This is a genomic window from Acetobacter lovaniensis, assembly GCF_014207635.1.
Classification (GTDB): Bacteria; Pseudomonadota; Alphaproteobacteria; order Acetobacterales; family Acetobacteraceae; genus Acetobacter; species Acetobacter lovaniensis.
The window spans coordinates 150,172-176,847 of the sequence record NZ_JACHIE010000001.1 but is presented as its reverse complement, the minus strand read 5'-3'; the positions used below and the strand labels follow the sequence as shown (position 1 = coordinate 176,847).

Sequence of the window (26,676 nt, the reverse complement as noted above, 5' to 3'; positions counted from 1 at the left end):
ACCATATACAAATGGGGGTGGTGTGCAAGAAGGTGATCCCCCACACCTTGATGGGCTGGGTTGGCAAGCCAGACCGCCGCCCGCTTGAGGGAGAGGCAGATATGACAAAGAACGGAAAATGCGGCGCGGTGCATAAAGCCAGAGTGGGGTTTGCTGCCCTGCTGGCTATTTTGCTGGCTGGTGCGCAGGCTGGACCGTCATCTGCCGCAGAACCGGTGTCGAACGATGCCACCTTAATGGGGTACTGGCTTAGTCAGGATCATGACGGCGTGTTCAAAATCGACCGTTGCGGACAAAATCTGTGCGGCCATCTGGTTGGCCTGCGTTACGATGGTACGGATGTACCCCGTGGGCATGATGGCAAATCCGAGTGTAACCTGCTGATGTTAACGGATTTTCGTCCCATGGGCGAAAGTAATGCAGGGCGCTGGGCCGGGCATATTCTGGACCCCGATACGGGACATCTCTATGATTCTCAAATCTGGCTGGCTCAACCCGATGTGCTCAAGCTGCGTGGCTATATAGGGCTGCCTATTTTTGGCGAAACCCAGACATGGACCCGCTACAGTGGCCCCGCCATGGGGCCTGTGTGCAAAATTCCCGATTCAGTCAAATAGGGGGCTGGTCTGGAGTGGGCGTTGAATCTCCAGACCACAAAAAGCTTTAAAGTCAGTATCTTGTAAACGCCGCGATGTAGTTGATGCCGAGATCGCGGGTTTCCTTCCAGCCCATGGGGCCGGGTGCCATGCCTGCTATGGCGGTCATGCGCAGGCCCGCCGCACGGGCATACTGGCCCAGTTCGGATGGCTGGATGAACTTGCGCCATTCGTGCGTGCCTACGGGTAGCAGGCGTAGAATATACTCGGCACCAATCTTGCCAACGGCAAGGGAGCGCAGGGTGCGGTTCATGGTGGAAACAATGACAGTACCCTTTGGCCCTGCAAGCTGGGCCAGCATGTCCATAAATGCCGCAGGATCAGTGACATGCTCGATAATTTCTAATGCCACAACCGCGTCAAATACGCAGCCTTCAGCCACAAGGTCTTCTGCACTGCCATTGCGGTAGTGCAGTGGCCCCGCGTGTTCAGGCAGCGGGCAGGTGGCCAGATGCTCCTTGGCGGCGGCAATACCGTTGGCTGAGGCATCCAGCCCCAGCACGTCGTAGCCTGCTTTGGCAAGGGCTTCGCTCGCAAGCCCCGCGCCACACCCGATGTCCAGAATTTTTGCGCGGCGCGTGGTGCGGCCACGCAGGGGCAGGTGGCGGCTTGCCCAGTCTATGCGCAACGCATTCATGGCGTGCAGTGGGCGCATGGGACCGGAAGGATTCCACCACTGCTCCGCAAGGGCGCTAAACCGTGCGATTTCTTCATCAGAGACGGATGAGGGCGCGTGTGGCGTGGTGGCGTTCATGCAACAAAATCCTTTCCTGCTGGTCTCCCCGCTGGACGAAAGGGGGCCGGGAAGGTTATGTGACGCGCCTTGTAAAGCTGTGCAACCATTCCTGTTCGTCTTTTCTGGCAAAGCTGGGGTCGAACTGGAACTGGTGGCATGTTCTGCGGTTGTCTGGTGGAGAATAAAGCTATGTCCGGTTCCGCACCCCGGATTGTCATGAAATTCGGCGGAACGTCTGTCGGCGACCTTGATCGTATTCGAGCCGTGGCCGAGCGCGTCAAAAAACAGAAAGACGCAGGATGTGATGTTCTTGTTGTCGTTTCCGCCATGGCGGGGGAGACAAACAGGCTTGTCGGTTTCTGCCAGTCCCTCTCTCCCCTGCATGACCCCAAGGAATACGATTCCATCGTGGCCACGGGTGAGCAGGTGACCAGCGGCCTGCTGGCCATTGCGCTGCAGAAGCTCGGTGTGCCCTCACGCTCGTTCGCGGGGTGGCAGGTTCCCATTCTGACCGATTCGGCACATGGCAAGGCCAGTCTGGATACAATTGATGGTACAAAGCTGCTTGGCTGCATGGCCGAGGGTATGGTGCCGGTTGTTGCAGGCTTTCAGGGTGTTGCGCCAGACGGGCGTGTTTCCACCCTTGGGCGTGGCGGGTCCGATACCTCGGCCGTAGCTCTTGCCGCAGCAATCAAGGCGGACCGGTGCGATATTTATACGGACGTGGACGGGATTTACACAACCGACCCCCGTATTGTGCCCAAAGCGCGCAAGCTTGATAAAATTACCTATGAGGAAATGCTGGAACTGGCATCAGTCGGTGCCAAGGTGCTGCAAACCCGCAGCGTAGGGCTTGCCATGCGCGAAGGGGTGCGGGTGCAGGTGCTTTCCAGCTTTGCAGATGGTCCGGCAGTTATGGAAGGGCACCTTCCCGGGTCTTTGGTGGTGGATGAGGACGAAATCGTGGAAAAGAAACTGGTTACCGGCATTGCCTACTCGCGTGATGAAGCCAAGCTGTCGGTCCGGCGCATTCCGGACCGCCCCGGTATTGCCGCAGCAATTTTTGGCCCCATGAGCGAAGCACATGTGAATGTGGACATGATTGTGCAGAGCACAGGCGCAGACGGCACCACCAACATGACCTTCACAACCAGCAAGAGCGACCTGCCGCAGGCGATCAATGTGCTGGAAAGTGTTCGGGACTCCGTGCAGTACGAAGAACTGGCAACAGACCCGGATATTGTTAAGATCAGCGTTGTCGGCACGGGTATGCGCTCGCATGCCGGTGTGGCCAGCACCATGTTCCGCACACTTTCGGAACGCTCCATCAACATTCAGGCCATTTCCACCAGCGAGATCAAGATTTCGGTGCTGGTGGCGGCGGAATACGCAGAGCTTGCCGTGCGGGCCCTGCATACCGCATATGGGCTGGATAATGTCTGAGCAGAACAACACGGTTGCCGTGACCGACGCCCCCACCCAGCCCGAACTGCAACGCGCGCGCAAGCGGCTGGATGCGTTGTGGCGGCGTGGGACCGACTTTTTGGGAACGCAGTACGCCATTCTTGGCGGGGCCATGTCCTGGGTGAGCGAGCGCAATCTTGTGTCCGCCATTTCCAATGCAGGCGGGTTTGGCGTTATTGCCTGCGGGGCTATGGAACCTGCGCGTCTGGCGGAGGAAATTCAGGCAACCCGTGCCCTGACCGACCGCCCGTTTGGCGTAAACCTGATAACCATGCACCCGCAGCTGACCGAGTTGGTACAGGTCTGCCTGGATGCAGGCGTTGGCCATATTGTGCTGGCTGGTGGCATTCCACCCGGTGCGGCCATCAAGGCCATCAAGGACGGCGGGGCAAAGGTTATTGCCTTCTCTCCGGCGTTGGTTCTGGCCAAGCGTCTGGTCAAAATGGGCGTGGACGCGCTGGTAATTGAAGGGGCGGAAGCAGGCGGGCATGTTGGCCCTGTTTCGCTGACCGTTCTGGCGCAGGAAATTCTGCCGCATATCCAGAGTGTTCCGGTTTTTGTGGCCGGTGGTCTGGGGCGTGGGGATGCTCTGGTGTCTTATCTGGAGCTTGGGGCTTCGGGTGGGCAGCTGGGTACGCGCTTTGCCGCGGCGGAAGAAAGCATTGCTCACGAAAAGTTCAAAAAAGCGTTCGTGCGTGCCGCTGCGCGGGATGCCGTAACCTCCGTGCAGCTGGATGACCGTTTTCCGGTTATTCCCGTACGTGCCCTTGGTAACGAGGGCGGGCGGCAGTTTGTTACCCATCAGGCCGATGTGATCCGTCGCTTTCAGTCGGGGGAACTCACGCGTGAGGCGGCCCAGCTGGAAATTGAACATTTCTGGGCTGGTGCGCTGCGTCGTGCGGTTATTGATGGTGATGTCGAACAGGGGTCTGTTATGGCAGGCCAGTCTGTTGGTATGGTAACGTCAGTCCAGCCTGTGGCGCAGATCATTGACGATCTGGTGGAACAGGCGACTGTGGCTTTGGTACGTCAACAACGTCGTATGGATACGGATGGCTGAATACGCCCAAGGTTCTGATCAAGAGCAAGGCTCGCCTTTGCCTCCGCTTCCCGATGTGGAGGTGCTGGGGGTAGGCGAAGCTTTGCGTAAACGCCGCGAGCAGCTTGGCTGGAGCATCGGGGATGTTGCGGCCTGGCTGCGGATTCGCAGCGTTTATCTGGAAGCGCTGGAAAATGGGAATGCCAGCGTATTACCAGCAGAGGTCTATGCTCTGGGCTTTTTGCGGGCATATGGGCAGGCTCTCGGGTTCAATCCCGACCAGATGCTCAAGCTTTATCGTCAGGAAGGGCGGCTGGGTACGCGTAAGCCGGATCTGGATTTCCCCGATCCGCCACCAGACCGCCGCCTGCCGCCTGCCGTTAGCATTTCCCTTGGGTTGGCCGTTATTCTGGCAAGCTATGTGGGGTGGTACTGTTTTGTGGGGCATGCCCCACCTGTGCCCGAACGCGTGCCGCCCGTTGCAACCTTGATGCCCGGTGAGAGTGCAAAGAATGCGCCCTCGCCACAGGTTGCTTCTATCCTGCCTGATCACAACATGGCGCAGCTTCCTCCCTTGCCGGCGGCCCAGCCTGCACCGGCACAGAGCACCCCAGTGGTGCCCACAGGGGCAGATGCGCCCGCACCAGTTAATGCGCCCGGTGTGGTGGACGCACTGGTGGCACCACAACCGGATAAGCCGGTTGCAGGGGAAGTGCCCGCCGTATCTCCTGCGGTTGAGCAGCCTGCTGCCAGTGTGCCAGAAACGGCCAGTGCCAGTGCCAGTGCCAGTGCGGATGCGCCTCTTATGCTCAAGGCGCAGGCTCCAAGCTGGGTGCAGGTCAGGAATGCGGTAGGCAAGGTCGTGTACGACCATATTCTGCAACCCGGTGATGTCTGGACTGTTCCTGCCGATAACGGGCCGTACAGCCTGACTGTTGGCAATGCAGGCGGCGTAGCTTTTGCCCAAGGGGACATGACAACCCCGCCATTGGGGCGGAATGGTGCGGTTCTGCGGCACATTGCCTTAACGCCGGAAGTGGTTCAGCAGGTCCGGGCCGGTGGGGGAGTAAGTGCCACAGGAGTACCAGTGGTTGTGCCGTCACCTAGGGGGGCGACTAGAACCAGCACGGTTGCAACGCCTGCGGCTGATGCGTCCGTAGCACCAGAAAGTGGGGCAGGGCATGTGGCCCAGCCCGCGGTCGAGGTGGCCAAACCACCACCGCACCGTGCGGCTGCACCGCCTGCCGAGCCCAGTGCGGATGACCTGAATGCCCGCCAGTTGAGTGGGGCTGGCGCGCACTGAATGGCTCTTTCCATGCTTTATGTGTAGCCAACCGGACTTGATTTTGGCAGGAAAGCACCAAACCTAGAGCGGGAGACACCGCAGCGCCGAACTGCGGCCAGACCTCCCCCAACTGTCGTTTCGACAAAAGGATGCAAGATGAGCGGCTACCGGCCTTACCAGCATATCGAGCGTCGGAAATCTCGGCAGATCCACGTCGGCAAGGTAGCCGTCGGTGGGGATGCCCCGATTTCCGTCCAGACCATGACCAATACCCTGACCAGTGATGCACAGGCGACCATCGAGCAGATCCGCCGTGCCGAACTGGCCGGGGTGGATATTGTTCGTGTTTCCTGCCCGGATGAGGATAGCACGGCAGCACTGGCGGAAATCGTAAGGGAAGTGAACGTGCCGATCGTGGCCGATATTCACTTCCACTACAAACGCGCCATTGAGGCCGCCAAGGCCGGGGCTGCCTGCCTGCGTATTAATCCGGGCAATATCGGTAGTGCCGAGCGTGTGCGTGAGGTGGTTCAGGCCGCCAAGGATTACGGCTGTTCCATCCGTATCGGCGTGAATGCCGGATCGCTGGAAAAGCATCTTCTGGAAAAGTACGGTGAGCCCAACCCCGAAGCACTGGTGGAAAGCGCACTCGAACACGCCAAGATTCTGGAAGATCATGACTTCCGTGAATTCAAGATCAGCGTGAAGGCATCGGACGTGTTCATGGCGGTTGCGGCTTACCAGCAACTGGCAGATGCGTGCGATTACCCGCTGCATATTGGCATTACCGAAGCGGGCAGCAAGCGTGCAGGTACGGTCAAGTCCTCCATCGGGCTGGGCAACCTGCTCTGGGCTGGTGTGGGCGATACCATGCGCGTTTCTTTGTCCGCCGCCCCGGAAGAAGAAGTGCTGGTCGGGTGGGATATTCTTAAATCCCTTGGCCTGCGGCATCGTGGGGTTAAAATCATTTCCTGCCCGTCCTGCGCACGTCAGGGCTTTAATGTGGTGGAAACGGTGCAGACTCTTGAAGATCGTCTGGCCCATATCAAAACCCCGCTTACGCTTTCCATCATCGGTTGCGTGGTCAATGGTCCGGGTGAAGCCCTTATGACCGACCTTGGGGTGACCGGGGGTGGTTCCGGCCGCCATATGGTCTATTCCGCTGGCAAGCAGGACCATACAATTGCTGCGGATGACATGATCAACCATGTTGTGGATCTGGTTGAAGAGCGCGTGGCGGCCATTGAGGCAGAAGAAGCCCGCGCAAAGCAGGAAGGGGTAACCCCTGAGCTGCCGGATATGGCATCCGCCAACTAGGTTCGCCTATCACCCGCCACGCGCTCCGGGCATGTTCGGGGCTGTGGCGGGTTTTATTTGCCCAATAGACAAAGATCAGGGAGCAGCCCGCAAGGTGCTGCTTCAATCAGGAAAAACAGGCCGTGAGCAGCATTCAGCCCGTAAGAGGAACGCACGATCTTATTGGAGAAGAGCAACGCCGCCATGCGCGCGTGGTCAATACCGCACGCCATATTGCCGGGCTCTACGGGTTTGATGAGTGGTCCACCCCCATTTTTGAAGAAACCCGCGTATTCTCCCGCTCTTTGGGCGATACATCGGACGTGGTTTCCAAGGAAATGTATTCCTTCAATGACCGCGATGGGGATAGCCTGACCCTGCGGCCAGAAGGTACGGCTGCCGTCTGCCGTGCGCTGGTGACCAATGCACTTACCCAGTCGCTCCCCCAGAAGGTGTTTTATACAGGGCCGATGTTCCGGCATGAGCGGCCACAAAAAGGACGTTACCGCCAGTTCCACCAGATTGGCGCAGAACTGCTGGGCGCGGCCGAACCTCTGGCTGATGCGGAAGCCATAGCTCTGGGTTATGCCGTGCTTGAAGCACTGGGTGTTGCCCAGTACGTAACACTTGAGTTGAACACGCTGGGTGATGCCGCCAGCCGGGATGCGTGGCGGCAGGCGCTGGTAACGTATTTTTCCGCCCATAGTGCTGGACTGTCTGAAGATAGCCGTATCAGGCTTGAAAAAAATCCGCTGCGTATTCTCGACAGCAAGGATCAGGGCGATCGTGAACTTGTTGTCAACGCACCCCTGATGGAAGACTTCCTGACCCCAGAGGCCCGGACATTCTGGGAGGAACTGCGCCACAGGCTCGATCTCTTTGGCATTGCCTACACGATTAACCCCGCCATTGTCCGTGGCTTGGATTACTACAACCACACGACGTTTGAATTTGTAACCAACCGCCTTGGCTCGCAGGGTACGGTGCTGGCCGGTGGGCGGTATGATGGTCTGGTCAAGCAGATGGGTGGGCCGGAAGTGCCCGCCATTGGCTGGGCCGCCGGGGTAGAACGCCTTGCCATGCTGCTTGAAGAGGCTCCCCCGGCCCCGCGTTCCGTGGTGCTGATTCCGGTAGGCTCACCGGATGAAAAAGCCGTGTGCCAGATTTTGCAGGCACTGCGCCAGCAGGGTGTGCGGACCGAAATCGGCTACAAGGGTTCGCTGCGTAAGCGCATGGAACGGGCAGGCAAGCAGAACGCAAGCCATGTGCTGTTTCTGGGTGAGGATGAACTGGCCCGCGGTGTGTTCCGTGTCAAAAGCATGGAAACCGGGCAGGAAAACGAAGTGGTGACACAGGCCCTTCTTTCTGATGCGCGGAGCATTTTTGCGTAATGAATCTTGATGAACGGCTGGACCGGATTGCCAGTCGCGCGCTTGAACTGGAAGCGCTTCTGGCAAGTGGCCTGAGTGGGGATGCCTTTACTCAGGCGTCCCGCGAATATGCGGAAATTGAACCGGTTGTAACCTGCATTAACGGCCTGCGGACAACAGAAAAGGGCATTGCTCAGGCAGAGGCCCTTATGGCTGACCCGGAAATGCAGGAACTGGCGGGCGAAGAACTGGCAGAACTGCGTGAGCAGTTACCAAGGTTGCAGCGCGAAGTGCGGCTGGCACTGCTCCCCAAGGACGTAGCGGACGAGCGCAGCGCCATTCTGGAAGTGCGCCCCGCCGCTGGTGGGGATGAAGCGGCTCTGTTTGCGGCTGAATTGTTCGATCTGTACCGGCGGTATGCGGACCTCAAGGGCTGGCGCTTTACCGTTATGGATTATGACGAGAGCGAACTCGGTGGTCTGCGCTGTGGCATTGCCGAAATTAACGGCAAAAGTGTTTTTGCGCGGCTTAAATACGAATCCGGTGTGCACAGGGTGCAGCGCGTTCCCGCAACGGAAGCGCAGGGGCGTATTCACACATCCACGGTTACGGTGGCCGTTCTGCCAGAGGCGGAAGAGGTGGATGTGACCATTAACGAAAGCGAACTGCGCATAGACGTTTTTCGGGCGTCAGGGGCCGGTGGGCAGCACGTTAACAAAACTGAAAGTGCGGTGCGGATTACCCATCTGCCGACCAACATTGTTGTGTCCATGCAGGAGGAAAAGAGCCAGCACAAGAACCGTGCCAAGGCGATGAAGATCCTGCGTGCCCGCCTGTATGAGCGCGAGCGGGAGCAGGCTCATGCCAATCGTGCGGCGGACCGGCGCTCTCAGGTTGGTACGGGGGATCGGTCCGAACGGATACGCACGTATAACTTTCCGCAAGGGCGGGTCACGGACCACCGGATCAACCTGACCCTGTATAAAATTGACCGCGTTATGCTGGGCGAACTGGATGAGTTTGTGGATGCGCTTGCGCAGGAAGAGCAGGCCGCTCTTCTGGCGGATGCGGGGTTCTAGCGTTTTCAGCTAATCGGGGCGGAGCAGACTTCGCCCCGACCGGGGAGCCGCTCTGCGGCCTGCGGAGCCTGTGGGTCCACCAGAAAGAAATCCTTAAATCCGTCGGACCCCAAAGCATCAAAATGGTGGCCATCGGGGTTGTGCAAAAGACCGCTACTGCTCACTTCGTGCGTTTCTGTCCGGCCATCCGCGGTGCGAATGGTAATTTCCCCGCACAACGTATAGGTGTGGTCCAGACGGCCCAGTGGGGTAGGGATACGCACGGTTTTGTACCGCGTGGCATCATCAAGCCGGAACTCGGATACGAGCTTGCCGTCCAGATAAATGCGTGAGACTTCGGAAATTTCCATGTCAGCTTTTTCATCCGTTACCGTAAATTCGCCAGCCAGAGCCGGGCGCAGGGGCACCGTCATAGCCAGCAGGCTTATGGTGCTCAGCAGCACAGCGGTCGGGAGAGTGAATGAAAAACGTGAAGCGGACATGGATATTGGGTCAGGTGATTTGTTGAAATGACGCATCCGAGCAAAGCAGAAAAACCTCCACACCACCAGTCTCTACACGACCTGCTGACCAGTGGTGCGCAACTTTTGCGCGATGCAGGGGTGGAAAATCCCCGGCGGGAAGCACGTCTGCTTCTGCAGCATGCCCTGGGTATAACGCCCGAGGCTCTGCTGGGTCTTTCTCCGCGTGAAGCGGTGGCTACCGAACCGTTTTGGGGCTGGGTTGCCCGCCGGGCAAGGCACGAGCCGTTTGCCTATATTACGGGTCGCAAAGGGTTCTGGAGCCTTGATCTGGCAGTATCTCCGGCTTCTCTTGTGCCAAGGGGGGATACAGAAACCCTGATTACCGCCCTGCTGGATGTTTACCCGGACCGCAATGCGCCCTTGTCGTTTCTGGACCTGGGGACGGGGTCCGGCTGCATTCTGTTGGCGGCTCTGGCGGAGTACCGACAGGCTTGGGGGGTCGGGGTGGATGTTCATCCGGCTGCTGCCAGTCTGGCCCATACCAATGCCCGGCGTTGCAATATGGCTGATCGTGCGCTGGTTATGGCAGCCCGGTGGGGGGATGCGCTGGCCCCCCAGACCCGGTTTGATGTTGTGTTCAGCAACCCGCCCTATATTCCCACATCAGACCTTGACGGGCTGATGGAAGAGGTTAGGGCGCATGAGCCCGTGCGTGCGCTGGATGGCGGATGTGATGGTCTGGACGCCTATCGTGACCTGTGTGCCCGGCTGCCCTTGCTGCTGCGTGACAACGGGATTGGTATCTTTGAAATCGGGATAGGGCAGGAACAGGCCCTGCGGGACATAGCCGGGCAGAACGGGCTGAGTGTTGTGCGTGTGCTGGCCGATCTGGCCGGAATAGCCCGCTGTGTTGTGCTGGGCCAGAGGCTGGCATCAACTGGAATATAAAAAAATCGGTTGGCTTTGTGGTTGTGCGTTGTTATTATCCGCAGGCTCAGTCCTGCGGCAGTATTCAGATTAGCCAGATCTGCCACGGTGGATGAGCGGTAAGGGCCTTTCTTCCGGCAATAAAAACAGGTTGCCGCCAAAAGCCCATTCCGAAAAAACAATTCGGCCTTCATTCAGGAACATGCCTTTTGTATCGGACTGTTTCTTCATGCAAAGTGCCATGAACAGGAAAGCGCTGTGACAAACCCATGAATGTAAAACGGATGCGTACCAGACACCATCGCTCCAACGGGAGCGGTGGAGCGTCCAGGCAATTGAATGGCCAGATTCCGATGAACCGGAATCATGTTTTTGACAGTCATGGCCCAGATGTGCGGGTCAGAGGCACAGCACAGCAGCTTTTTGAAAAATATCTCCAGCTCGGTCGTGATGCGACAGGAAGTGGTGACCGCGTGGCGGCTGAAGCCTATTTTCAGCATGCCGAACATTATTTCCGTATTCTGAACGCCATGGCGCAGGCTGCGCAGCAAAGCCAGCAGGAACGTGCGGAGCGTCAGACGGCCCGGCAGCAGCGCGTATCATCCAACATGTCCGAGGATGATGAAGACGACCAGACGGAATCCGAGAACGAAGCAATGGCTGAGGTCAAGGACCTGTCGAGCGAACCGCAGCCTGAACTGTCCGAGGGCTGATCCAGCGCTCCGCGACCCTGCATTCGCCCTGTTGACCATGAATATGGAACAGGGTGGTGCAGGTCCGCTCCATGTGAAGAGAGAGGCGCAGAATTAACAGTGCCTGTTTGATCTTTTTGATCAAAAGGTAAGGTTAATACTTTGATTTTCTGGGAATTTGGTAGCGGCGGAAGGATTTGAACCTCCGACCAAGGGATTATGATTCCCCTGCTCTACCACTGAGCTACGCCGCCATTGGTTGGTGGCGGTTATGTATCCGCTCCTGAGGGGGGCGTCAATCCATCTTGCCAGATTTTTTTGAAAAAACTGATTGGTTGGAGGGAATTGGCTTACTGTCCCAGATTGCCTGCACCAAAAATATAGTTGCTTACCTGCTGTTCAAGGCTTGAAGGTTCCAATGTGTGGGTCATCATCTGCCCGGACCGGGCCACTGTTGTGGCTGTTCCCGGCTCGATCATCAGCGCATTTTCGGAGGAGAGGGTGCCACTGCCGATGGTCAGGATGCTGTCTGTGGGCAGGAGGAGTGCGCTATCCAGCCGGAAGCGGACAATAGCCATCTGGGAGGTAGGGTCTAGTGTAATGCTGGATACGCGACCAACCTTGACCCCGGCGATATCCACATCCGCTCCGCGTGCCAGACCGTTGGCCGAAACAAAGCGGGCTGTCAGTTCGTAGGATGATTTGCCCGGTGTTTTCTGGGTATTGATCGCGTACATGCCAAACCCTGTTGCCGCAGCCAGAACCAGAGTGCTGCAAAGAATAGCGCCTATGTGGTTTTGTCGGCTCATGGTTGGCTCAGGCCCTTATCAAAAAGTGTGCTTGCGCAAAAAGTTAAACAGGACGAAATCCTTGCAGCACTTAGGCGCATGGTGCAAGGACAGCAGTAGATAACAGACCGTTTGGAACGCTAAACATACATGTCCCTTTTTCAGGCACTTATCATGGCGCTGCTGCAGGGCGCTACAGAGCTTTTTCCTGTCAGCAGCCTTGGGCATGCTGTTGTCCTACCGTCATTGCTGCACTGGTCGTATGACCTGCATGACCCGACCTTTCTGCCATTTCTGGTCATGTTGCACATGGGGACATCCGTCGCCCTGCTGATCTTTTTCTGGCAGGACTGGCTGGCTCTGGGTAAAGGGGCGTTCGGCGCGTTCGGGCACCGTACCCAGTTGGAAAGCCTGCATATCCTGTGGCTGATCTGTCTGGCAACCGTGCCTGCGGTGGTTGTTGGCGGTCTGTTTGAGCACTGGTTGCGCAGTGTGTTTGGCTCTGCATCCTCTGCGGCGCTGTTCCTGTTCCTTAACGGGGTGTTGCTGCTGGTGGTTGAAAAACTGCGGAGCCGTGTCGTCCGCAAGGATGTCCGGTATCTGGCCAGCCTGACATCACGCGATGCGCTGTTTATCGGTTTTTTCCAGTGCTTTGCCTTTTTTCCCGGTCTGTCGCGCTCGGGCGCAACCATCTGTGGGGGCCTGCTGCGCGGACTGCACCATGATGCAGCCGCGCGTTTTTCGTTCCTCATGGCCCAGCCGGTCATTATTGCCGCAACAGTGCGCGAAGCATTTAAAATGCGCCACACACCCATTGACCCGGCCCAGATGCATATTGCCCTGCTGGCGGCTGTTGTGTCGGGGGTGACTGCTCTGGCGAGCACGGCTTTTCTGATGCGCTATTTCCGCAAGCATGACAGTTGGGCGATGTCGCCTTTTGCATGGTACTGCATGGTGGTTGGCGGAGCTGCGTTTCTGATCTTTCATTTCGCACGGTAAGTGGTGAGCGGGATGAAACGGGTGCGTGCTTCCTTACTGCGCAAGTCACTTGCCAGAATAGAGATGGAAAACGGGCAGCAGCGCCTGAAAAAAACGCTGGGACCATTGCAGTTGACCATGCTGGGCGTGGGCTCAACCATTGGTGCGGGCATTTACGTCATGACCGGGACTGCCGCCGCCAATTACGCTGGCCCCTCCATTCTGCTGTCTTTTATTATTGCGGGTATTGCCTGCCTTTTTACGGCTCTGTCCTATGCGGAGCTGGCATCTGTTATGCCGGTATCGGGGTCGGCCTATACCTATGCCTACGTGTCCATGGGGGAAGGGTGGGCATGGGCCGTTGGCTGGCTGCTGTTGATGGAATACGGCATTTCCTGCGCGGGTGTTGCTGCCGGTTTTTCGGGGTACGCTGCCAGTCTGCTGGATGATCTGGGTATGCATGTTCCGCCCGCTCTGCACACCACAACTCTGGAAGTGGTTTATCAGGGGGTGAACCGGCATCTCATGGGCCATTGGCAGTGTGACCTGCTGGGGGCTTTGTCCATTGTGGTTGTGACCGGGCTACTGGTCGTGGGTGTACGGGAATCCTTTAAAATCAATTCCCTTATTGTGATGCTGAAGGTGGGTGTGCTGGCGGTTTTTGTGGCTCTGGGTGTCTGGCAAATGCACTCGGCCTACTGGACCCCGTTCATTCCTGCGTATCAGGGTGGTTTTCGTTACGGTGTTCCCGGTATTTTTCGGGCGGCGTCCATTATCTTTTTCGCCTATGTCGGGTTTGAGGCCGTTTCCACCGCAGCAGCCGAAGCCAGAAACCCCAGACGGGATGTGCCGGTCGGTATTGTGCTGTCACTGGTGATCTGCACGGGGGTATATATGGTGGTGGCTGCCGTGCTGATAGGCGTTGTACCATGGCAGACGCTGGATGTGGCAGACCCGCTGGCTATTGCGGTTAATGCCATGCATCAGCCATGGCTTGCCCTGTTTGTTAAAATTGGTGCGGTGGTTGGCCTGTGTTCGGTATTGATGGGCCTGTTATACGCCCAGAGCCGCATTTTTTTTGCCATGGCGGAAGATGGTCTGCTGTTTTCCGTTTTTGCGCGTTTGCACACGCGTTACCATACGCCCTGGCTTGGCAGCATCATGCTGGGGAGTGTGGTGGCTCTGGCGACCGCCGTCCTGCCGATTGATATTATTGGTGATCTGGTCAGCCTGGGAACGGCAACGGCGTTTGGTATTGTCTGCTTTACAGTAATATGGATGCGCAATACGGCTCCTGACCATACGCGCACCTTTGTTGTGCCTTTTGGCGGGTTTGTGCTGCGCGGCATATGGGTTGGGTATGTGCCATTGCTTGGCATGGTGTTCTGCGGGTTTATGGCCGCCCCGCTCTGTTGGGAAATGGTGTTGTCCTTTATGGGCGGAGACCCCGTGCCTGCTTTGCTGCTGATGGTTTATGCGCTGTGTGGCTGGGGATGCTACCGCTTTTACGGCCGGCGTCATTCCCGTCTGGCGCAGGAGCATCGGGCCGCGCTGGCGCAGGATGCGCTCAGTCATTAAGCGGGTAGGACGCCAGCAGTTTTTTATGTTCGCGCCACAGGCGTAGCCCGTACCACAGGTTTGTGGGTTTCCAGCCTGCGGCCTTGTTTTTGGCCCCTATGCGGTAGCTTTCGCCGTAATGCAGGAACTGTGCTGCATAGGCCTCGCGCAGGGTCGTTCTGGCATCCCAGATATGGATGGCTTCCGCGCCAACACCGTTGATTTCTATGATCTCAAAATTCTCGCCACGGGCGAGGTCTTCCGTACTGCGGAATTTCAGATCAATGCGCCCGAAATAAAAGTCGGGGATATCCTGCATGATCTGGTCGATCCGCTGCGTCAGTTCCGGCGTAATGTCGGCTATGCCATTGCGAAAAACCGCCCCTTTGCAGTGATTGCCCGCAAAAACCAGATCGATCCTTTCCCCCTGCTCGGGAATGGTGTGCAGGCGGTGTTGCAGGCGAGGGGTGTAAATATGCAGCACCTTGCTGGTGCGGGCGTCCTGTTTGAGCAGTTCCAGAATGGTGTTCCTGCCATTGCCGATCAGGAAGGGGATATCCTTGTATGTCAGGGAGGTCAGGCGGCCTGTGGGTTCATCCGGGTGGCGGATGTAAAACAGTCCGGCTTCATGCGACCATGTAATCAGTTTTTGAATGACAAGTTCCACATTGCGCGGGAATGATGCACAGACCTGTGCCAGTTCCTCCTGCGTATGTACCAGCTTGACCCCCGTGCCGTTGCACCCGATGTCAGGTTTGACAACAACAGGAAATGCCAGCCCTCTGGCGTGCATGACCTGCGTGGCCCGTACCAGATCGTTCTCGCCAGTGGTCAGCGTGGTATATGGCGCAATCCATTGGGTGGCATATGGGCCAGCCATATCCAACAGGTCGCTTTTCTTTTCTCCGCACAGACCACCGGTGGTTATGCGGGGGTTGGCGGCGGTGGGGAGTGTGACATCCCTGTAGCGCAGGCCAAGCAGGATCCAGTAGGCCACAACAGGTGTGTAAAACACCCAGCGTGGCCAGAACTCGAAGAGTGAGAGAGGGTTGGGGTGCTTGTCTTGCTGGGAGGGGGGCATGGGTAAGGTCATATCTTGTGTTTTTGGGTGCGCGCAACAAGCCGCCCCACCAGAATGATGGCGGCCACAAAGCCAGCCACGCCAACCCAGCGCCATGCGCCAAGATGGGCCAGAAGTGCTCCTCCCACACGCAGGGAGAGCATAAAGAGTGCCGTTGTCCACAACAGGGTGGCGCAGAAGGTGGCTGCCGTAAAAACAGCCAGCCCGGCCCGGAAAAAACCACAGGCCGTATAAAGGGGCAGGCGTGTGCCCGGAATAAACCTGCTGACAAACACAACCACAAACAGGTTCCTGTTTAGCCATGCCTGCTGCGTCCGGGCGGAGGGAACGTTAACCCAACGCTGGGCGGGGGACCATTTGGCGGCCAGCGCGCCCAGAGCGTAAAGGCCCACATCGCCCAGAACAATGCCCGTGTACAGGGCGCCCAGGGCAACGGGAATACTGATCGTGTGGAGATGAACCTGAATGGCCGTAATTACGGTTGCCGCGTCCTCCAGCACAAACGTTGCCAGAATAACAATCAGAACCTGCAAAAGAGGTTGTGTGGCAGTCAGTTCCAGAAAATGGTCAAGCACAGCGGAGCCTGCTCTCCAGCGCGGTAGATATGGTCTGGCTTATACGCAGAACCTGCGGCAACAGGCTCTTTTACGCGACGCATGTCAAGTTTCTGGAAGATGCAAATAAAAACTGGCATTGCATATGGTTAGCCGGAGTTCCGGCGTGGATTAAAGCGGACAGCACGGCCTGACAGATATGCAAAAGCAGGGTAGTGTGTTTGCCAGTGTCGTCTGCAAAGCGGATCGTGCCTCATGTTGCGTAGAAAACTTTTACTGGGTGGTGGGGCTTTGCTGGTGGCCTCACCTGTTTGTGTGCGTCATGCCGCGCAGGGGGCGACCGGCAGCTATGCTGCATTTCTGGCCGGGGTCAGGCGGGAGGCTGTGGGGCAGGGTGTTTCTGCTTCCGTGGTTGCGCAGGCACTGGCACCGTTGCATGGCCCTAACCCCAAGGTCTTGCAGGCGGACAGGCACCAGCCGGAATTCACCCTGACATGGGCGCAGTACAAAGACCGCGTTCTGAGCGAGAAAAAACTGAGTGATGGTCTGGCCGCCATTCAGCAGCGCACGGATCTGCTGGGGCGGATCAGCGGGCTTTATGGTGTTGCTCGGGGTGCTATTGCGGGCATATGGGGGCTGGAATCCGCTTATGGCACCCGCATGGGTACGTTCTCGGTGATCGATGCGCTGGCAACGCTGGCGTATGATGGCCGACGCGCCAGTTTTTTCCGCACGGAACTGTTCAAGGCGCTTCATGTGGTGGAACAGGCCGGGGTCGCCCCGACCCATATGCTCGGCAGTTATGCGGGGGCCATGGGGCAACCGCAGTTCATGCCCAGTGCCTATATGCGTTACGCGGCCAGTTACCCCGCAGGTGGGCGGGCGGATATCTGGCATAATGAGGGCGATGTATTTGCCTCCATTGCCAACTATCTGGCCGGGTGTGGCTGGCAGGCCGGGCAGCCATGGGGGGAGGGCGTTGTACTGCCCGATACTCTGGAGCAGTCCCTTCTTGGCCGTAATCACGTAAGACCGCTTGCATGGTGGGAGCAGCACGGAGTAAGGCCCCGTGCTGGGGAGTTTGATGCCTCCGTGCAGGAGGGGGCGGTGATCCGCCCCGACGGGCCGGGGGGCGAGGCCTTTATTGTTTACCACAATTTCAACGTGATCCGACGGTACAATCCATCAGATTTTTATGCATTGGCCGTAGGGCTTCTGGGTGATGCCATAACGTGAAAAAAGTCGTTTTCTGGGGCTGTCTGCTGCTGGCGTCGTGTTCTCCAGCACCCACAGCCCATCCGGATGTGCATTATACGGTTGGGGCCGCGTGGCATGTGCCGGGCCAATGGTTTTACCCGCGGGAGGAATTTGCCTGGCAGGGAACAGGTCTTGCCGTACGTCAGGATGGGCGTGAAGGGGAGCTGACCGCCGATGGCGAGGTGCGCAGCATGGCCACCATGACGGCCAGCCACCCCACGCTCCAGTTGCCTGCCATTGTTACCGTGACCAATCTGGAAAACGGACGGCAGGTGCGTGTAAGGGTCAACGACCGTGGCCCTGCGCAAATGGGTCGTGCACTGGCTTTGTCCACGCAGGCGGCTAATCTGCTTGGCATGGGGGCAGGGCCAGCACAGGTCCGGATTGTGGAGGATGAGGTCGCCAGCCGCCAGTTGGCAGAGACCCTGCCCGGAGGGGTTGCCCTGCAAATTGAAGCAGCGCCCCGGGAGCAGGTTGTTCAGTCCAATCTTGGCGGAAGTGGTGGCGTTTCGGTCGTGGCGGTTGGTGGTGGGGCGGAGAGTGCTCCTGCATCCACAGGTGTGCGGTTGCCTGATCTTCCGGTGGCCTATGCGCAGGGTTATGCGGCTCCGGGCATGCTTTGGGTCGAGACCATGGATTTTACGTCCCGCTCCGCTGCTGTCATGCAGGCTGGTGGTCATGGTGGTGTGGTCAGGCCCGTTATGTCTGGCCAAAGCACGATGTGGGCTGTCCGGCAGGGACCGTTTGCGACTATAAGTGCGGCCGACGCAGCCCTTAAACAGGCATTGGCTAATGGTTTTAATGGTTCTCACATCGTCGTCGAATAGGGAATGACTTTGCAGACTCGACGGTTTTTACTCGCAGGGGGCGCAGCCCTTTTTTCTGGCGGTTTTGCTGGGGGTGCGGTGGCGCGCCCCCGGCACAAGCCCGCCCCTTCAGCCGCGCCCGAGGCGCCCGCAGCCACTGGAGGTACGGTGCCCGAAACACCGGCGACCACGCCCGTAGGGCCGGTGGATACAATGGCGCGCTGGGCCTGTATTCTGGATTACGGCAGCGGTGCTACCGTGCTGGAAAAAAATGCGGATGAGCGCATGCCGCCCTCTTCCCTGACCAAGATGATGACGGCCTATGTCACATTTGGCATGCTGCGTGCCGGGCGGCTCAAGCTTGACCAGATGCTGCCGGTCAGCGAGCGCGCGTGGCGCATGCAGGGGTCCAAGATGTTCGTCCCGCTAGGGCAGAGCGTTGCGGTGCAGGACCTTGTTCAGGGCATGATTATCCAGTCCGGCAATGACGCATGTATTGTGCTTTCCGAAGGGATTTCCGGTTCTCAGGAACAGTTTGTTGCTCTGATGAATGATACGGCCGCCAAGCTGGGGCTGACCAATTCGCACTTCATGAATGCAACGGGCTGGCCTGCGGATAATCACTATATGTCCGCGCGGGATGTTGCGTATCTTGCTTTGCGCCTGATTCATGATTTTCCCGAATATTACCATTTCTTTTCGGAAAAAGAGTTCATTTTTAACAAAATTCATCAGGAAAACCGCAATAGTCTGGTGGTCAAAGGTCTGGCTGATGGCCTGAAGACCGGCCACACGGATGCCGGTGGGTTTGGCCTGTGTGCCTCTTCCGAGCGGGATGGGCGGCGTGTTGTCATGGCCATTAACGGCCTGCCGAGTGATGGCGCACGCGGGCGCGAAGGCGAGCGCCTGATGGGCTGGGCGTTTGCGAATTTTGAAACCGCCCAGATCATCAACAAAGGTGAGATCGTAGAGCAGGCACCCGTCTGGATGGGGGCGAGCCAGACCGTACCTCTGGTGGTCGCTCAGGAATTCAGGATGCTGCTGCCACATGGCTGGAAAAACAGCACGCACGTAGCCATAGACTATGACAGCCCGCTTATTGCACCTGTGAGCGAAGGGCAGGTTGTGGGGCAGTTGAGCGTGGTTCTGCCCGGCGGCAGAAAAGCCAGTATTCCACTTGTGGCAGGGCAGGCGGTGCCTGCTCTTGGCCTGCTCGGCCGGGCGGCCCGACGGCTGCACCTCTAAGCCATGCGGTCTGGCCTGTTCATAACGCTTGAGGGCGGGGAGGGCGTTGGCAAGTCCACGCAACTCCGCCTGCTCAGGGATGCTCTGCAATCGCACGGGTACAGGGTGCTGGCTACGCGGGAGCCCGGTGGGTCAGCGGGCGCGGAAGACCTGCGGCAGTTGCTGCTGTTTGGCAAAAACCCCCTGTCCCTCCGAGCCGAGATACTGACGCATTTTGCCGCACGGTTTGACCATGTGGATACGGTTATCCGCCCTGCTCTGGCAGAAGGGCAGATTGTGCTGTGTGACCGTTTTACGGACTCGACCATGGCGTATCAGGGCTACGGCCGGGCGGAGGGGCAGCCTGCCATTCTGGACCTGATTGCCGCATTGCAGGCCCAGCTGGGGCTGATGCCGGATATGACCTTTCTGCTGCAGGCACCAAGAGAGATCACACGGCAGAGGCTGGCCGTGCGCGGCGTCCCCACAGACCGTTACGAAAAGGCAGATGAAGCCTTTCACGCCCGTATTGCCGCAGGGTTTATGGCAATAGCGGACCAGCAGCCCGGGCGTGTAAAGTGCATTACAACTGCCAATCATAGTCAGGAAACCGTGAGCAGCCTGATCATGAAGGAAATTTTGCCCAGATTGCCCCATGTCTGATGCGTCCGTCCTGTCCCCCCGCATAACTTCGCTTCAGTTGCAGGGGCACGGGGCTGAACTGGCCTTGTTCAGGGATTCTCTAGCCAAAGGCCGTATGCCCCATGCCTGGCTGGTGAGCGGGCCGCCCGGTGTTGGCAAGGCGACGTTTGCTTTTACTCTGGCCCGTATCCTGCTGGGTGGCATGGAAGCGGACAACCCGGTTGCCCGCCGTATTTCTGCCGCCAGTCATGCCGATCTGCTGGTGGTTGAACGCGGGTATGATGAAAAAAAACAGCGCTACCGGCAGGAAATTGTCGCTGATGATGTGCGCCCGATTAACGCCTTCTTGCGCCGGACCGCAGCCGAAGGGGGCTGGCGTGTGGTTATTGTGGATGGTGCGGAATGGATGAACCGCAGCGCGGCTAACGCCGTGCTGAAAATTCTGGAGGAGCCCCCGCCCGCCACCGTGCTGATTCTGACCAGTTCCGCACCGGGTCGGCTGTTGCCAACCATCCGCAGCCGTTGCCGCAGGCTTGAGCTTTCCCCCCTGCCAGATGCGGCGATGCAGCGTGTGCTTCATCTTTTGTGGCCGGACCTGCCCACGCAGGATTTTGCACGGATTGTGTCACAATCCCATGGAGCGCCGGGCAAGGCTGTGGCATTGTTGGCAGACACAGGCGGGAACATGACCGCTCTGGTTGCCGAGGTGTTGCAAGGAGTACCCCCACTGCGGGGTTACGAAATTGCAGAGGCCGTTTTACGCAAGGATGATGGCTTTGGCCTTTTCTTTGCCCTGTTGGCGGACCAGTTGCAAAGCACGGCGCGCCAGACCGCAAAGGCAGGAAACCGCCAGTGTATGGCCCTTGCTGCGGCATGGGAGCAGATTATGCGCGTTCATACCGAGACGGAACGCTTTAATCTGGATAAACAGGAAGCCCTAATTGAAGCCATGACGATTGCGAGCCCAGAATGACCCGTCGTTTCTATGTGACCACCCCCATTTATTACGTGAACGGTGCACCGCATATCGGCCACGCCTACACGTCCATTGCAGCGGATGTTATGGCGCGTTTTCATCGTCTGGCGGGGGATGATGTCTTTTTTCTGACGGGCACGGACGAGCACGGGCAAAAAGTGGAGCAGGCCGCGCAGGCGGCAGGCGTTGCCCCCAAGGAATTTGCGGATAACGTTTCGGCCAATTTCCGCTCCATGGCCGATGCCATGGCCATTTCCTACGATGATTTTATCCGCACGACCGAGCCCCGGCACATTGCCAGCGCGCAGGCCCTGTGGCGCAAGGTTGCGGATAACGGCGCCATTTATCTGGATGCGTACGAAGGCTGGTACGCCCTGCGAGATGAATGTTTTTATGGCGAAGATGAACTGGTCGCAGGGCCGGACGGCAAAAAGGTCGCTCCTACCGGCGCGCCGGTAGAGTGGGTCAAGGAGCCATCCTACTTCTTCCGTCTGTCCGATTATCAGGACCGTCTGCTGGAACTGTACGAGCAGCACCCCGAGTTTTTAGGCCCGCATGGTGCGCGCAACGAGATCATCAGCTTTGTCAAACAGGGCCTGCGTAACCTGTCCATCAGCCGCACGAGCTTTAAATGGGGTATTCCCGTTCCCGGCGATGAGCAGCACGTCATGTATGTGTGGTTTGATGCGCTGGCCAATTACCTGAGTGCGCTGGGCTACCCGGATGCAGATGCCCCCCGCATGGCATACTGGCCTGCCAGCCTGCACCTTGTGGGTAAGGATATTGCACGCTTCCATGCCATTTACTGGCCTGCCTTCCTTATGGCTGCGGGTATTGACCTGCCCAAAAAGGTTTTTGCCAACGGCTGGTGGACCATCGAAGGCCAGAAGATGAGCAAGTCTTTGGGCAACGTGGTGGACCCCAGGGAACTGGTTGCAGAGTTCGGGCTGGATGCAGTTCGCTTTTTTGTACTGCGGGAAGTCCCCTTTGGCGGGGATAGTGATCTGTCCCGCAAGGCGCTGATCACACGCAATAACGTGGAACTTGCCAACGATCTGGGCAATCTGGCGCAGCGGACCCTCTCTCTGGTCGCGCGGAACTGTGGCGGTATTCTGCCAGAACGCCGGATGCTGACGGAAGATGATGCAAAGCTTCTGGGGCAGGTGGTGGTTCTGCCGCAGTTGCTGGCTGCGCAGTTTGAGCGCTGTGCGCTCACCGATGCGCTGGAAGATGTGTGGAAGGTCATTCGCGCCTGTAACGCCTATATCGACCATCAGGCCCCATGGGCGCTGCGCAAGACCGATGTGGAGCGCATGGCGGATGTTCTGCGCGTTCTGCTGGATGCCCTGCGCGGAATTGCCACCATGCTCCAGCCCTTTATGCCGGACAGCATGGCCCGTATGCTCGACCAGCTTGGTGTGACGCAGGACGAACGGACCTTCGCAGCCCTTGAAGTTGCTCTGCCCGGTGGGCGGCAACTGCCCGCTCCGCAGGGCATCTTCCCCCGCTATGTTGAACCGGAACAGTCATGACCGATGTCACCATGCCCGGGCTGATCGACTCCCATTGCCATCTCGATCATTTTTCGGACGAGGAACTGCCCGCCCTGCTTGATGCCGCCCAAGAGGCTGGGCTGGGTGGCATGGTCACTATTGGCACACGTCTGTCCAATGCGGGGGAGCAGAAGCGGCTCACACAGTTCGGCCGTCCGGATATGCGGATATGGTGCACCATTGGCACGCACCCCGATCATGTGGAAGAAGCCCCGGTACCGCAGGTGCAGGATATTGTAGCACTGGCCGACACCCCCGAAGTGATTGGCATAGGCGAGACAGGGCTGGACTACTTCCATGGGCAGGAAGGTGTTCGTCCTCTCCAGCAGGAAAGCTTCCGCAGGCATATTCAGGCGGCCCGTGCGCTGGAGATCCCCGTTATCATCCATGCGCGGCAGGCTGATGCGGATGTGGCGGCCATTCTGGAGGATGAGAGCGCTCAGGGTGCTTTTCCCATCCTGCTTCACTGCTTTGCCTCTGGCCCCGAGCTGGCCAGCCGGGTGGTGGCCCTTGGTGGGTATGTCAGTTTTTCCGGTATTGCGACCTTCCCCAAATGCGAGGAAATCCGCGGCGTTGCGCGTGACCTGCCCATAGAGCGTATTCTGGTGGAAACAGATGCCCCTTATCTGGCCCCTGTGCCGCAGCGGGGTAAACGGAACCAGCCTGCTTTTGTAGCGCATACGGCGCGCCGCATTGCGCAGGAGCGGGGGTTGGATGTAGCCGCATTTGCCGAGCAGACAACGCAGAACTTCCACAGGTTGTTTCGCAAGGTGCGTTAAAGCGGGAGTAAGCCGGGTATGAAGGTCAGTGTGCTTGGGTGTGGTGGGTCATCTGGCGTGCCTGCACTCGGTGGGCCAGACGGGCATGGCCAGTGGGGCGCGTGCGACCCGGCAGAACCCCGCAACAGGCGGAGCCGTGCATCCATTTTTTTGCGGATGGAAGATGGATGCGGCGTTCTGGTCGATACCGGGCCAGACCTGCGCGCCCAGTTGCTTGCACATGGCATTAGCGCGTTCGAGAACGTAATCTACACCCATACTCATGCGGACCATGTTTCTGGTCTGGACGAGTTAAGGGGCATTAACCGCCAGATTGGCAAGGCCATTACCGCATACGGTACCGCAGAAGTGCTGGGGGAGTTGCAGGAGCGGTTTGCTTATGTTTTCAAACCCCACACAACGCCGTATTTTTTTCGGGCGGTGCTGGATGCCCAACCCATTCTGTGGGGAGAACAGGTCAATATTGGCGGATACGCCTTTACCCTGTTCGAACAGAACCACGGTTACGTCACGTCCACGGGGCTACGGTGTGGGGCGTTTGCCTACAGTACGGACGTGGTGGAACTGCCTGAACCGTCTGTGGCGTGCCTGCGCGGCGTCCATACATGGATGGTGGACTGTTTTCAAAAAACGCCACATGGCGCGCATGCCTGGCTCGACCGGGTGCTGGAATGGAAAGCCCTGATCCAGCCACAGCGCGTTATTCTGACCCATATGGGAGCAGAAATGGACTGGGGCTGGATGCGTGAGCACCTGCCTCCGGGGGTGGAGGCAGCATGGGACGGCATGAGCTTCGAACTCCCTGACCCTCCCCGCGCCGGGTGAGGAGGGACGGGCATTTTACATAAGAGCGGCCTAGCGGCTCATCAGCACCGTAATGTCAGCATTTTCCAGCACATGGCGGGTAACACCACCTAGAATAAGCTGGCGCAGGCGGGAGTGTGAGTAAGCGCCCATGGCCAGCATATCAGCCTCGAACTCCCGGCAGGCTGCGAGCAGCCCTTTCCCGACATCACGCTCAACGGGCTGAAACTCGGCCGTATCCGCCTTGATGCTGTGGGCGGCCAGATATTCCACCACGTCTTTTGCGCTGGGACCACGGCGCTGGTAGTCCCCACAGTGCAGCACCCGCACGGCTTCAGCCGTTTGTGCCCAGGCCAGTGCGCCACGCAGGGCGGATGAGGACTCGGCCGTGCCATTCCAGCCAATACAGACACGCCGGATCAGCCCGGCCGGTACGGTGCGGGGGGCCATCACCACGGGGCGTCCGCTGTCAAACAGAACAGCGTGGAGTGTTTCGGAGGAGGAGACGTCATCACCGGAATTGGGGTGAGGCACCAGGGTAAAGTCTGACAGGCGGGCCTGTGCGGGAATAATTTCGCTTTCCGCGCCACGGATAACGGTAAAGCTGATGCTGGGAGTCGCATCCGGGTAAGTGCTGTGTAGCGGTACAATTTTTATGTCAGGGTTGGCGGCGGTGTAACGTTCGAACAGTGTGTGCACGTCATGGGCATGGCGCGCACTCTCATGGTCAGCCGAGCGCATCAGGTCTTCCACCATGGCGCCGGACATGCCCTCCCCGGCCAGAGGAGCAATGTCACGCCCATCGGGGCGTACGTGCAGGACAGCAAGGTGCGCGCCAAAACGGCGGGCAAAATTGCCTCCACGCACCAGAGCGGCCTCGGCATTGGAGGTGCTGGGGAGTGGAAGCAGAATTTTGCGGACGTCTTTCATTGTGTCGCTCCTTTAAATATCTGTGCGCGCGGCGCGCGGAAGGGGGAAAGAGAGTGCGTGACCGCTTATGGATATAACCGCGTTACGTCCCATCCGTTCCCGTGGTGTTCCCATATGGCCCGGTCATGCAGGCGGTATGGGCGTTCCTGCCAGAATTCAAAATGCTGCGGGCTGACCCGGTAGCCCGACCAGTTTTGGGGGCGGGGAATGGGGCCGCTGCCATACTCCTGTTCCGCGTTTTTCAGGCGTTGTTCAAAAATATCACGGTCGGCCAGCGGGCGGGACTGGTCGGAGGCAATGGCCCCTAGCTGGGACATGCGGCTTCGACTCGCAAAATAGGCGTCAGCTTCATCGGAAGAGACGGGCGTGATGTCGCCTTCGATTCGGATCTGGCGGCGCAGGCTTTTCCAGTGGAACAGCAGGGCCGCACAGGGATTGGCTTCAAGCTCGCGCCCCTTGCGGCTGAACATGTTGGTGTAAAAGACAAAGCCCCTGTGGTCATGCCCCTTGAGCAGAACAATCCGTGCGGAGGGTCGGCCATCGGCTGTGGCCGTGGCGAGCACCATGGCGTTGGGGTCACAGGGTTCCGTTTTTTCTGCGTCGTGCATCCATGCATCAAAGAGTGTAAACGGGTCTGCACTCAGGTCGATCAGAGGGTAATCAACAAAAGGGACAGTGGGGGCGGCGGGGTCTGTTTCCGGCATGGTTCGGACTCTTGTCTAAATGTCATGGAAAGGGGCGGCGCTTGCTTTCCTGTGTGATTCCATACTCCCGCCAGATACGAGTTTAAAGCGTGTCCATGCGTGTTAGGGCTTGTTTCACGCGCCGGTGTATGCGACCACCCCTACAGAAAACCCAGAATTTTTTCCGAAACAAGTAGGTTGAGGTTCCCACATGTCTTCTCCCAACGCCGAGCTGCCCGTAAAAGGTACGCTGATGAAGGGCAAAAAAGGTCTGGTGATGGGTGTTGCCAATGACCGCTCTCTTGCATGGGGCATTGCATCCGCAGTGGCCGCACAGGGGGGCGAACTGGCATTTACCTATCAGGGCGAGGCGTTGGGCAAGCGCGTACAGCCTTTGGCGGACAGTGTTGGCGCCAGTCTGGTTCTGCCATGCGACGTGACCGATGATGCCGCCATAGACGAAACATTTGCCACGATCGAACGTGAATGGGGCGAACTCGACTTTGTTGTTCACGCCATTGGCTGGGCAGACAAGCAGTTCCTGCGCGGGCGCTATGTGGACACCCCCCGGGCCGCATTCCTGACCGCACTGGATATTTCGTGCTATTCCTTCACGGCGGTTGCACGGCGTGCGGCGGCTCTGATGAAGAATGGCGGCTCGCTGCTGACCCTCACCTATCTGGGTGCGGAGCGTGTCATGCCGCATTATAATGTCATGGGGGTTGCCAAGGCTGCCCTTGAGGCTTCCGTGCGTTATATGGCTGCGGATCTTGGGTCTGAGGGTATTCGCGTGAACGCGGTGTCCGCAGGGCCGGTCAAAACGCTTGCCGCCAGCGGTATCGGAGACTTCCGGTATATTCTGAAGTGGAACCAGTACAACGCACCGCTTGAGCGCAATGTCATGCTGGAAGAAGTGGGCGGGGCAGGGCTTTATATGCTCTCCGACCTGTCCTCCGGTGTTACGGGTGAAGTGCATCATGTGGACTGTGGTTACCATATGGTCGGTATGAAAAACCCGGCGGCTCCCGATATCTCTGTTGTTGGAGACTGAGCTCA

At 58.4% G+C, this 26,676-nt stretch carries 27 protein-coding genes and 1 tRNA gene; 20 read left to right on the top strand and 8 right to left on the bottom strand.

Translation table 11 applies throughout. From position 1 onward, the window contains the following. The first annotated feature begins 101 nt into the window (after positions 1 to 101). On the top strand, positions 102 to 617 hold the full coding sequence (locus tag HNR55_RS00835; RefSeq protein ID WP_166110055.1) for a DUF2147 domain-containing protein: 516 nt from the start codon (positions 102 to 104) through the stop codon (positions 615 to 617). Between the two features lie 52 nt (positions 618 to 669). Here HNR55_RS00835 and ubiG read toward each other — a convergent pair whose 3' ends face one another. Beyond that, positions 670 to 1,410 (bottom strand): bifunctional 2-polyprenyl-6-hydroxyphenol methylase/3-demethylubiquinol 3-O-methyltransferase UbiG, encoded by a 741-nt coding sequence (ubiG, locus tag HNR55_RS00830; RefSeq protein WP_166110052.1) that lies wholly within the window; start codon positions 1,408 to 1,410, stop codon positions 670 to 672. 171 nt (positions 1,411 to 1,581) lie between these two features. Here ubiG and HNR55_RS00825 point away from each other — a divergent pair, with 171 nt between their 5' ends. From HNR55_RS00825 to prfA, 6 genes are all read left to right on the top strand, one after another. Continuing rightward, positions 1,582 to 2,835, top strand: a complete 1,254-nt coding sequence (locus HNR55_RS00825; protein WP_086645896.1) for an aspartate kinase — start codon at positions 1,582 to 1,584, stop codon at positions 2,833 to 2,835. Then, positions 2,828 to 3,916 carry an NAD(P)H-dependent flavin oxidoreductase gene (locus HNR55_RS00820; protein WP_166110049.1) on the top strand — a complete coding sequence of 363 codons (1,089 nt, stop codon included), beginning with the start codon at positions 2,828 to 2,830 and terminating at the stop codon, positions 3,914 to 3,916. Before HNR55_RS00825 ends, HNR55_RS00820 begins: the two co-directional genes overlap by 8 nt. 37 nt (positions 3,917 to 3,953) lie before the next feature. After that, complete coding sequence (locus HNR55_RS00815; RefSeq protein WP_260400819.1) at positions 3,954 to 5,198, top strand: helix-turn-helix domain-containing protein; 1,245 nt, start codon at positions 3,954 to 3,956, stop codon at positions 5,196 to 5,198. A gap of 138 nt (positions 5,199 to 5,336) precedes the next feature. Beyond that, on the top strand, positions 5,337 to 6,497 hold the full coding sequence (gene ispG / locus HNR55_RS00810; RefSeq protein WP_166110046.1) for a flavodoxin-dependent (E)-4-hydroxy-3-methylbut-2-enyl-diphosphate synthase: 1,161 nt from the start codon (positions 5,337 to 5,339) through the stop codon (positions 6,495 to 6,497). A gap of 122 nt (positions 6,498 to 6,619) precedes the next feature. Next, complete coding sequence (gene hisS, locus HNR55_RS00805) at positions 6,620 to 7,867, top strand: histidine--tRNA ligase (RefSeq protein WP_166110043.1); 1,248 nt, start codon at positions 6,620 to 6,622, stop codon at positions 7,865 to 7,867. Beyond that, entirely contained in the window at positions 7,867 to 8,925 is a 1,059-nt protein-coding gene (prfA, locus tag HNR55_RS00800) for a peptide chain release factor 1 (RefSeq protein WP_166110040.1), read from the top strand. Before hisS ends, prfA begins: the two co-directional genes overlap by 1 nt. A gap of 5 nt (positions 8,926 to 8,930) precedes the next feature. Here prfA and HNR55_RS00795 read toward each other — a convergent pair whose 3' ends face one another. Then, complete coding sequence (locus HNR55_RS00795) at positions 8,931 to 9,407, bottom strand: hypothetical protein (protein ID WP_166110036.1); 477 nt, start codon at positions 9,405 to 9,407, stop codon at positions 8,931 to 8,933. Positions 9,408 to 9,434: 27 nt separating this feature from the next. Between HNR55_RS00795 and prmC the strand changes: the two genes are divergently transcribed. After that, a complete protein-coding gene (gene prmC, locus HNR55_RS00790; protein ID WP_166110034.1) occupies positions 9,435 to 10,337 on the top strand; it encodes a peptide chain release factor N(5)-glutamine methyltransferase in 903 nt (300 codons plus the stop codon). Between the two features lie 248 nt (positions 10,338 to 10,585). Then, on the top strand, positions 10,586 to 11,029 hold the full coding sequence (locus HNR55_RS00785) for a DUF4167 domain-containing protein (protein ID WP_166110031.1): 444 nt from the start codon (positions 10,586 to 10,588) through the stop codon (positions 11,027 to 11,029). Between the two features lie 158 nt (positions 11,030 to 11,187). On the opposite strand, the gene HNR55_RS00780 is transcribed toward HNR55_RS00785, so the two are convergent. Then, positions 11,188 to 11,262 (bottom strand) — tRNA-Met (locus tag HNR55_RS00780). A 96-nt stretch (positions 11,263 to 11,358) separates the two neighbouring features. Next, positions 11,359 to 11,817 (bottom strand): MlaD family protein, encoded by a 459-nt coding sequence (locus HNR55_RS00775; RefSeq protein WP_166110027.1) that lies wholly within the window; start codon positions 11,815 to 11,817, stop codon positions 11,359 to 11,361. Positions 11,818 to 11,946: 129 nt separating this feature from the next. Between HNR55_RS00775 and HNR55_RS00770 the strand changes: the two genes are divergently transcribed. Continuing rightward, the gene (locus HNR55_RS00770; RefSeq protein WP_166110023.1) at positions 11,947 to 12,795 is read left to right on the top strand and encodes an undecaprenyl-diphosphate phosphatase; all 849 of its coding nucleotides are present in this window, start codon (positions 11,947 to 11,949) and stop codon (positions 12,793 to 12,795) included. A gap of 12 nt (positions 12,796 to 12,807) precedes the next feature. Then, positions 12,808 to 14,352: an APC family permease gene (locus tag HNR55_RS00765; protein WP_166110020.1), complete on the top strand. Its 1,545-nt coding sequence runs from the start codon at positions 12,808 to 12,810 to the stop codon at positions 14,350 to 14,352. On the opposite strand, the gene HNR55_RS00760 is transcribed toward HNR55_RS00765, so the two are convergent. Further along, positions 14,342 to 15,424, bottom strand: coding sequence for an ATP-grasp domain-containing protein (locus HNR55_RS00760; RefSeq protein ID WP_166110017.1), 1,083 nt, complete (start codon positions 15,422 to 15,424; stop codon positions 14,342 to 14,344). The genes HNR55_RS00765 and HNR55_RS00760 overlap by 11 nt on opposite strands. Beyond that, positions 15,421 to 15,987 carry a DedA family protein gene (locus HNR55_RS00755; protein WP_166110014.1) on the bottom strand — a complete coding sequence of 189 codons (567 nt, stop codon included), beginning with the start codon at positions 15,985 to 15,987 and terminating at the stop codon, positions 15,421 to 15,423. The genes HNR55_RS00760 and HNR55_RS00755 overlap by 4 nt, the downstream gene beginning before the upstream one ends. 234 nt (positions 15,988 to 16,221) lie before the next feature. Between HNR55_RS00755 and HNR55_RS00750 the strand changes: the two genes are divergently transcribed. The 8 genes from HNR55_RS00750 to HNR55_RS00715 are packed head-to-tail and all read left to right on the top strand — an operon-like array spanning position 16,222 to position 24,028. Continuing rightward, on the top strand, positions 16,222 to 17,202 hold the full coding sequence (locus tag HNR55_RS00750; protein WP_166110011.1) for a lytic murein transglycosylase: 981 nt from the start codon (positions 16,222 to 16,224) through the stop codon (positions 17,200 to 17,202). Then, positions 17,199 to 18,050 carry a septal ring lytic transglycosylase RlpA family protein gene (locus tag HNR55_RS00745; protein ID WP_166110008.1) on the top strand — a complete coding sequence of 284 codons (852 nt, stop codon included), beginning with the start codon at positions 17,199 to 17,201 and terminating at the stop codon, positions 18,048 to 18,050. The genes HNR55_RS00750 and HNR55_RS00745 overlap by 4 nt, the downstream gene beginning before the upstream one ends. Positions 18,051 to 18,053: 3 nt before the next feature. Continuing rightward, a complete protein-coding gene (locus HNR55_RS00740; RefSeq protein ID WP_166110005.1) occupies positions 18,054 to 19,274 on the top strand; it encodes a D-alanyl-D-alanine carboxypeptidase family protein in 1,221 nt (406 codons plus the stop codon). Between the two features lie 3 nt (positions 19,275 to 19,277). Then, on the top strand, positions 19,278 to 19,916 hold the full coding sequence (gene tmk / locus HNR55_RS00735) for a dTMP kinase (protein WP_166110002.1): 639 nt from the start codon (positions 19,278 to 19,280) through the stop codon (positions 19,914 to 19,916). Next, positions 19,909 to 20,868, top strand: a complete 960-nt coding sequence (locus HNR55_RS00730; RefSeq protein ID WP_166109999.1) for a DNA polymerase III subunit delta' — start codon at positions 19,909 to 19,911, stop codon at positions 20,866 to 20,868. The genes tmk and HNR55_RS00730 overlap by 8 nt, the downstream gene beginning before the upstream one ends. Then, a complete protein-coding gene (gene metG / locus HNR55_RS00725) occupies positions 20,865 to 22,403 on the top strand; it encodes a methionine--tRNA ligase (protein ID WP_166109996.1) in 1,539 nt (512 codons plus the stop codon). Before HNR55_RS00730 ends, metG begins: the two co-directional genes overlap by 4 nt. 11 nt (positions 22,404 to 22,414) lie before the next feature. Further along, positions 22,415 to 23,203, top strand: a complete 789-nt coding sequence (locus HNR55_RS00720; protein WP_166111201.1) for a TatD family hydrolase — start codon at positions 22,415 to 22,417, stop codon at positions 23,201 to 23,203. Between the two features lie 18 nt (positions 23,204 to 23,221). Further along, positions 23,222 to 24,028 (top strand): MBL fold metallo-hydrolase, encoded by an 807-nt coding sequence (locus tag HNR55_RS00715; protein ID WP_166109993.1) that lies wholly within the window; start codon positions 23,222 to 23,224, stop codon positions 24,026 to 24,028. A gap of 30 nt (positions 24,029 to 24,058) precedes the next feature. On the opposite strand, the gene HNR55_RS00710 is transcribed toward HNR55_RS00715, so the two are convergent. Both HNR55_RS00710 and pdxH read right to left on the bottom strand, forming a co-directional pair. Further along, positions 24,059 to 24,937 carry a universal stress protein gene (locus tag HNR55_RS00710; protein WP_166109990.1) on the bottom strand — a complete coding sequence of 293 codons (879 nt, stop codon included), beginning with the start codon at positions 24,935 to 24,937 and terminating at the stop codon, positions 24,059 to 24,061. A 65-nt stretch (positions 24,938 to 25,002) separates the two neighbouring features. Beyond that, positions 25,003 to 25,641, bottom strand: coding sequence for a pyridoxamine 5'-phosphate oxidase (gene pdxH, locus HNR55_RS00705; protein WP_166109987.1), 639 nt, complete (start codon positions 25,639 to 25,641; stop codon positions 25,003 to 25,005). Positions 25,642 to 25,831: 190 nt separating this feature from the next. Between pdxH and fabI the strand changes: the two genes are divergently transcribed. Next, positions 25,832 to 26,671: an enoyl-ACP reductase FabI gene (fabI, locus tag HNR55_RS00700; RefSeq protein ID WP_166109984.1), complete on the top strand. Its 840-nt coding sequence runs from the start codon at positions 25,832 to 25,834 to the stop codon at positions 26,669 to 26,671. The last annotated feature ends 5 nt before the right edge of the window (positions 26,672 to 26,676 follow it).